The organism is Streptomyces sp. NBC_00669, assembly GCF_036226785.1.
In the GTDB taxonomy this organism is placed as follows: domain Bacteria; phylum Actinomycetota; class Actinomycetes; order Streptomycetales; family Streptomycetaceae; genus Actinacidiphila.
This window is the reverse complement of sequence record NZ_CP109018.1, coordinates 4,071,243-4,077,500: the sequence shown is the minus strand read 5'-3', so window position 1 is coordinate 4,077,500 and position 6,258 is coordinate 4,071,243. Positions and strand designations below refer to the sequence as shown.

Sequence of the window (6,258 nt, the reverse complement as noted above, 5' to 3'; positions counted from 1 at the left end):
ACTGTCTCAACCATAGGCCCGGTGAAATTGCACTACGAGTAAAGATGCTCGTTTCGCGCAGCAGGACGGAAAGACCCCGGGACCTTTACTATAGCTTGATATTGGTGTTCGGTTCGGCTTGTGTAGGATAGGTGGGAGACTTTGATATCGCGGCGCCAGCCGTGGTGGAGTCGTCGTTGAAATACCACTCTGGTCGTGCTGGATGTCTAACCTCGGTCCGTGATCCGGATCAGGGACAGTGTCTGGTGGGTAGTTTAACTGGGGCGGTTGCCTCCTAAAGGGTAACGGAGGCGCCCAAAGGTTCCCTCAGCCTGGTTGGCAATCAGGTGTTGAGTGTAAGTGCACAAGGGAGCTTGACTGTGAGACTGACGGGTCGAGCAGGTACGAAAGTAGGGACTAGTGATCCGGCGGTGGCTTGTGGAAGCGCCGTCGCTCAACGGATAAAAGGTACCCCGGGGATAACAGGCTGATCTTCCCCAAGAGTCCATATCGACGGGATGGTTTGGCACCTCGATGTCGGCTCGTCGCATCCTGGGGCTGGAGTCGGTCCCAAGGGTTGGGCTGTTCGCCCATTAAAGCGGTACGCGAGCTGGGTTTAGAACGTCGTGAGACAGTTCGGTCCCTATCCGCTGCGCGCGTTGGAGTCTTGAGAAGGGCTGTCCCTAGTACGAGAGGACCGGGACGGACGAACCTCTGGTGTGCCAGTTGTCCTGCCAAGGGCATGGCTGGTTGGCTACGTTCGGGAGGGATAACCGCTGAAAGCATCTAAGCGGGAAGCCTGCTTCGAGATGAGGGCTCCCACCCACTTGATGGGGTAAGGCTCCCAGTAGACGACTGGGTTGATAGGCCGGATGTGGAAGCCTCGTGAGGGGTGGAGCTGACCGGTACTAATAGGCCGAGGGCTTGTCCATGTGTGCTCGCGTCCACTGTGTAGTTCTGAAACAACCAGCAACCACACACCCATCTAGCTATAGGGCTGGGTTGGTGTGTGGTGTGTGGGACAGTTTCATAGTGTTTCGGTGGTCATAGCGTTAGGGAAACGCCCGGTTACATTCCGAACCCGGAAGCTAAGCCTTTCAGCGCCGATGGTACTGCAGGGGGGACCCTGTGGGAGAGTAGGACACCGCCGAACAATTTTTCAGCTCGGGTCCCCCGATTAATTCGGGGGACCCGAGCTTTTTTGCGTTGTATGGTCCGATCCATGGGGTACGAGATACGGCCGGTACTGCCGGCCGAGTGGCGGCAGAGCCGTGAGCTGCGGTTGGCGGCGCTCCAGGACGAGCTCGCCCCGGTGGCGTTCGCCCGGACCTACGCCGAAGAGGCGGCGATGACCGAGGACCGTTGGCGGCAGCGTGCGTCGGGGGCCGGCTCGCAGCAGTTCGTGGCCGTGGCCACGGAAGGCGGCGACGGGGAGAGCGACGGCGGTGACCGTACCGCGGAGCGCTGGGTGGGGATGGCCGTGGTGGTCGTCGAACGTCCCGACTATCTCAGCGTCAACGCCGTCTACTTGGTGCCCGAGGCCCGCGGACACGGCGTGGCCGACCGGCTGTTCGCGACCGCCCTGGAGTGGGCCTGGCAGCGGGCCGACCGGGTCCACCTGTGGGTGCACGAGAAGAACCCGAGGGCCGAGGCGCTCTATCGGAGGCTGGGTTTCGAGCGGACCGGCAGGACGATGCGGTCGCCGTTGGACCCGTCCTTCACGGAGTACGAGCTGGCGCTCGACCGCCCGTGAGCCGGGTGAGCCGAGTGCGCGGAACTGGCTGAGCGGTGCGGCGGTCGGCGGACCCGCGGCCGTGTCGATGCCGAGGCCGGCTCCGCAGAGCAGCTCCGAAGCGCGCCTCCGGACAACGTTCGGTGCGCGTTCAGTTCGCGTTCGGTTTCCGCGTTCGGGGGTCGGGCAGCCGGTTGGTGTGCGAGCACGGGCCGGCGCCGTTCTTCGGGCCGCCGCGGGCTCTGCGGGAGTGGGCGCGGGGCCATTGCCGCGGGGGAGACGGTGCGGGAGGGTGGCGGTGCGGCCGGTGCCACAGAGGACACCGGTGCCAGAGGTAACGCGTTCCGGACGCGTCAACGAAGGGAAGCCGCGCATGGCCACAGATGCGTCGTCTGAGAGTTCGTTAGAGGGTGAGGAGCGTCCGTCGCGGGCCGATACGGCCGACGTGGTCGCGCCCCCGGCTCGCGCGCACGGGCGCGGGCGTGTCCGCGGGCGGGCGCTGCGGCGGGCGTCGATCCTGACGGTCGCGTCCGTGGTGGGCGTCCTGCACCTGACCGGAGGTGCGCTCGCCGATCCGTCCGACGCGAACGGCGGGGCGCAGGCGGGCTCGTACGGGAGTGACAGCAGCGGGAAGGCCGGGCTGGGCGGGACCGGCGGCGGCACCCAGTCCGGGGCGATCGGCCTCGGCACCGCCTTTGGGAACAGTTCCAACGGCGCTCCGGCATCGGCCGGGATGAGCGTCGGCGACGGGAAGACCGGGGCCGGCGCCTCGGCGTACGGCAGCGGAACGAATTCGGCCGGGGCGGGCGCGTCCAAGGCCGGGCCGGGCGGCGGGTTGTCGGTCGGCGACGCCTCGGCCACCGGCAGCGGGGCGGGAGCCAACTCCAACGCCTCGACCAGCAAGGGGACTTCGTCCGCCGAGGCGTCCGGCGGTTCGCAGAGCGCCAGTGCGACCAGCGGGTCCAGCCAGAACGGGGCCGCGTCCTCCGCGAGCACCAAGGGTGGCGGTTTCTCGGGCGCCAACGCGGATTCCGGTCCGGCCGGTTCCTCCGCCGCGGCCTCCAGCCCCAGCGGCAACACCTCCGCGAGCGCCGCCTCCGGGCCGCTCGGGAGCGCAGGCAAGGCCGGGGTCGGTGTGTCCGGCTCGTCCGCGAGCACGTCGGCGGCCGGTACGTCCGCGGCCGGCACCGACGCCGGCGGCAGCCAGGCGCAGGCGTCCGCCACCAGCACCTCCGGGCCGACCTCCGCCACCTCCACCGGTGTCGGCAGCCCGCTCGGTGGTGTCTCCTCGGCGACCGCTTCGGCGCCCAACGGTGGTACGGCCACCGCGCAGGCGCCCGGCGCGGCGCCGGCCAGCATCTCGGGGCCGCCCGGGACGAGCGTCTCCGCGAGCGCCTACAGCGGGGCGATAGCCGGTACGCCCGGGGCCATGCTCGGATCGCCCTGGGGGGCGACCACGACGACGAGCTCGGCTCCGGCGGACTCCGCGCCCGCGTCGGCTCCGGCCGACTCGGCCCCGGCCTCGGCTCCGGCCGACTCCGCACCGGCCTCGGCTCCGGCCGACTCGGCTCCCGCCGACTCCGCTCCTGCGGCGGCGGCCGCTCCCGCGGGTGACGCGGCAGCCGCGTCCGCACCCGGTGACGACGGTACGTCCGACGCTGCTTCGGCCGACGCCGGTGACGCGGGGGACGACGGTTCCTCTGCTGCCGCCGGGGATGCCGGTGACGCCGGCGACAACGGAGCTTCCGCCGACGGAGCTTCGTCCGACGGGTCCTCCGCCGACGGTTCCTCTGCCGACGGAGCGTCCGCCGGGGACTCCGGTGCCTCTGGCGCCTCCGCGGCCGGCGGTGACGGGGGTTCCTCCGACGGCGGCTACGGCGGCGGTGACGGCGGTTCCTCGGCGTCCGGCGGCAACAGCGGTTCCTCCGACGGCGGTTACGGCGGGGGCGACGGCGGCGGCGAAGGGTCCGGCGGATACGGCGGTGGTTCCGGCAGCGGCGGTGACGGCGGTGGCGGTGACGGCGGTGGTTCCGGCGGCGGCGACGGTGGTGGCGGCTCCGGCGGTGGGGACGGTGGCGGTTCCGGCGGCGGCGGTGGTGACTAGCACGCGTCCGACGCGTCACCGGCCCCGGGGATCTCTCCGTACGGGCTGAAGCGTGCGACCGGCCACGGCACGATCGTGGCCGGTCGCACGGCTTTCGCCACGGCTTTCGGCGCCGCACTCGGCGCCGTTTGCGGGGCCGGGTCGTGCGGGGCGGGGCCGGTCAGGCGGCGAACCAGTGGGCGAGGGACGTGCGCAGGGCGGTCAGGTCCTCGGGGGCCGGGGTGGGGGAGGCACAGGCCCAGGCGGTGTAGCCGTCGGGGCGGATGAGCAGGCCGGTGAGGTCGCCGGCCGGGTCGGCGCTTCGGGCGGTGACCAGGTCGACGGCTGACAGGCCGGCCGGGAGGGCGGCCGACAGTGACCGGTCCTCGGTCAGGTCGAGGAGCAAGGGACGTGCGGTGCGGGCGAGTTCGGCGAGCCGGACCTTTCCCGTTGCGGTGATCAGCGTCAACTCCGGGGCGAAGTAGCCGACTGCGGGGTGGGGGTCGGCGAGGCCCATGTCGTAGCGGACGTCGGTGCCGGCGGTGAGGTCGGCGAGGTGCTGGACGACCTGCTTGCGGGTGAGCAGTTCGGTGAAGAGTTCGCGCAGGGCGGTGGTGTCGCTGCCCGGTGCGGTGAGTGCGGACTGGGCCTCGGCGTTGAGCACCATGCGCCGGGCGGCTTGGCGGCGCTCGGTGTCGTAGCTGTCGAGCAGGCCGGAGGGGGCGGTGCCGTGCAGCGCGGCGGCGAGCTTCCAGCCGAGGTTCGCGGCGTCCTGGAGGCCGAGGTTGAGGCCGGGGCCGCCGCCGGAGGTGTAGACGTGGGCGGCGTCGCCGACGAGGAAGATCCGGCGGTCGCGGAACCGGTCGGCGACGCGGGTGTTGCCGCCGTTCAGCCGCCGCAGCACGTGCGGGCCCGTGCCGTCCGGCGCGCCGAGCGGCAGGGCGACGCCGAGCACCCGCCGGATGCTCGACTCCATCTCGGCCAGGGTCATCGGCTCGTCCGTCGCGGGCTGGTCCCACTCGGTGGTGCTGACCAGCGGCGGCTGCCCGGGGAACGGCGCGTAGGAGAAGCCGCCCTGGTCGGTGCGGTGGGGCAGGAAGGGCAGGACCGGCGGGTGGCCGGGGACGGTGAGGGCGCCGTTGGCCGGGTCGACCCACCCGGCGGGGAGAGTGGCGTGGGCGGTGCGGTTGGTGCGGCGGTCGTAGCTGACGCCGGGGAACCCGATCCCGGACAGCTTGCGGATCACGCTGTGCGCGCCGTCCGCGCCGACCACGTAGCGGGCGCGGAGCTGCTGGTCGCCGTCGGGGCCGGTGACGTCGAGGGTGACGGCCGCGTCGTCCTGGGCGACGGCGCCGACCCGGTGTCCGCGCCGCAGGTCGACGCCGAGCTCGCGGGCGCGCTCCTCCAGGACCTGGACGATGCGGTGCTGCGGGGCGGCCAGCCCGAAGACCGGGCTGGCGTCCAGCAGGCCGAGATCGAGGCCCATCGCGGCGAACATGAAGTACGCGGAGTTCGGCCGCGGGGGTTCCGGGCTGCCGCTGAGCGGTTCGTGCAGGCCGCGGTGGTCGGCCAGGCGTACCACCTGGCCGAGCAGGCCGTTGGCCTTGGGTTCGGTGCCGGGCTGCGGGAGTTGCTCCAGTACGGTCGGGCGGATGCCGGCCAGGGCCAGTTCGCAGGCGAGCATCAGCCCGTTCGGCCCGCCCCCGACGATGATCACATCGGCTGTCACGGTCATGTCTCCTTGGTGCGGACGGGAAAGGGGCGGCACCGCAGTGGAGCGGGCCGGTCGCCGCTTCCGGCTACGGGACCGGCAGGCCGGCGGCCAACTGCTCGAAGACCTCGGCGAGGACCGCGCTGAGCCGTACGGGTTCGGGCGCGCGCAGGCTGTGTTCGACGGCTGTCGCGCTGCCGGCCGCGACCACGGCGGCGACCAGCTGCGGGTAGACGTCTCGCTCGGGATCGGTGCCGGTGCGCCGGGCGACGGCCGTGGCCAGCTCCCGCTGGGCCGCCGCGTTCGCCTTCACGATCTCGCCGGCCAGCGCGGGCTCGGCCAGCATCAGCCGTACGCCCTCACGCCACCGCTCGTTCTGGGGCGCGGAGTCGTCCGACGGCACGAACCGGCCCACCACGGCGTGGAACAGCGCGTCCCACAGCGGTTCGCCGGCCGGGCGGGCGAGCAGGTCGTCGGCGACCCGCTGCATCCGTTCCAGGTGGCTGGCGGCGATCGCCTCCGCCTTGCCGGAGAAGTAGTTGCGGAACGTGCGGACCGAGACGTTCGCCTCCGCGGCGATCCGGTCGACCGTCACGTCGGCCCAGCCGTGGATGACGCACAGGCGGATCGCCGCCTGGCTCAAGGCGACCCGGGTCTCCCGCTTCTTGCGTTCGCGGAGGCCGGGTTCGGGGTGCGCGGTCGTCGGCGGCTCATCATCTGCGGGTGCCATGCGGGCAGCCTAGAATAACCTTG

At 71.6% G+C, this 6,258-nt stretch carries 4 protein-coding genes and 2 rRNA genes (1 of these 6 cut by a window edge); 4 read left to right on the top strand and 2 right to left on the bottom strand.

The annotated features are described in order from the left end of the window. From OG896_RS16855 to OG896_RS16840, 4 genes are all read left to right on the top strand, one after another. Positions 1 to 911 (top strand): 23S ribosomal RNA (locus OG896_RS16855); it begins 2,214 nt to the left of the window's first position. A gap of 104 nt (positions 912 to 1,015) precedes the next feature. Continuing rightward, positions 1,016 to 1,132: ribosomal RNA gene (gene rrf, locus OG896_RS16850) — 5S ribosomal RNA — on the top strand. Positions 1,133 to 1,201: 69 nt separating this feature from the next. Continuing rightward, complete coding sequence (locus tag OG896_RS16845; protein WP_329366318.1) at positions 1,202 to 1,732, top strand: GNAT family N-acetyltransferase; 531 nt, start codon at positions 1,202 to 1,204, stop codon at positions 1,730 to 1,732. Positions 1,733 to 2,243: 511 nt separating this feature from the next. Beyond that, on the top strand, positions 2,244 to 3,815 hold the full coding sequence (locus OG896_RS16840; protein ID WP_329366316.1) for a hypothetical protein: 1,572 nt from the start codon (positions 2,244 to 2,246) through the stop codon (positions 3,813 to 3,815). A gap of 160 nt (positions 3,816 to 3,975) precedes the next feature. Here the strand turns inward: OG896_RS16840 and OG896_RS16835 are convergent, their stop codons facing one another. Both OG896_RS16835 and OG896_RS16830 read right to left on the bottom strand, forming a co-directional pair. After that, positions 3,976 to 5,529: an FAD-dependent monooxygenase gene (locus OG896_RS16835; protein ID WP_329366314.1), complete on the bottom strand. Its 1,554-nt coding sequence runs from the start codon at positions 5,527 to 5,529 to the stop codon at positions 3,976 to 3,978. 64 nt (positions 5,530 to 5,593) lie between these two features. Then, a complete protein-coding gene (locus tag OG896_RS16830) occupies positions 5,594 to 6,235 on the bottom strand; it encodes an acyl-CoA-like ligand-binding transcription factor (RefSeq protein ID WP_329366312.1) in 642 nt (213 codons plus the stop codon). Positions 6,236 to 6,258: the final 23 nt, after the last annotated feature.

Coding starts and splice junctions, on each gene's coding strand:
- OG896_RS16830 (WP_329366312.1), bottom strand. CDS start 6,235: ATGGCACCCGCAGATGATGAGCCGCCGACGACCGCGCACCCCGAACCC.
- OG896_RS16835 (WP_329366314.1), bottom strand. CDS start 5,529: ATGACCGTGACAGCCGATGTGATCATCGTCGGGGGCGGGCCGAACGGG.
- OG896_RS16845 (WP_329366318.1), top strand. CDS start 1,202: ATGGGGTACGAGATACGGCCGGTACTGCCGGCCGAGTGGCGGCAGAGC.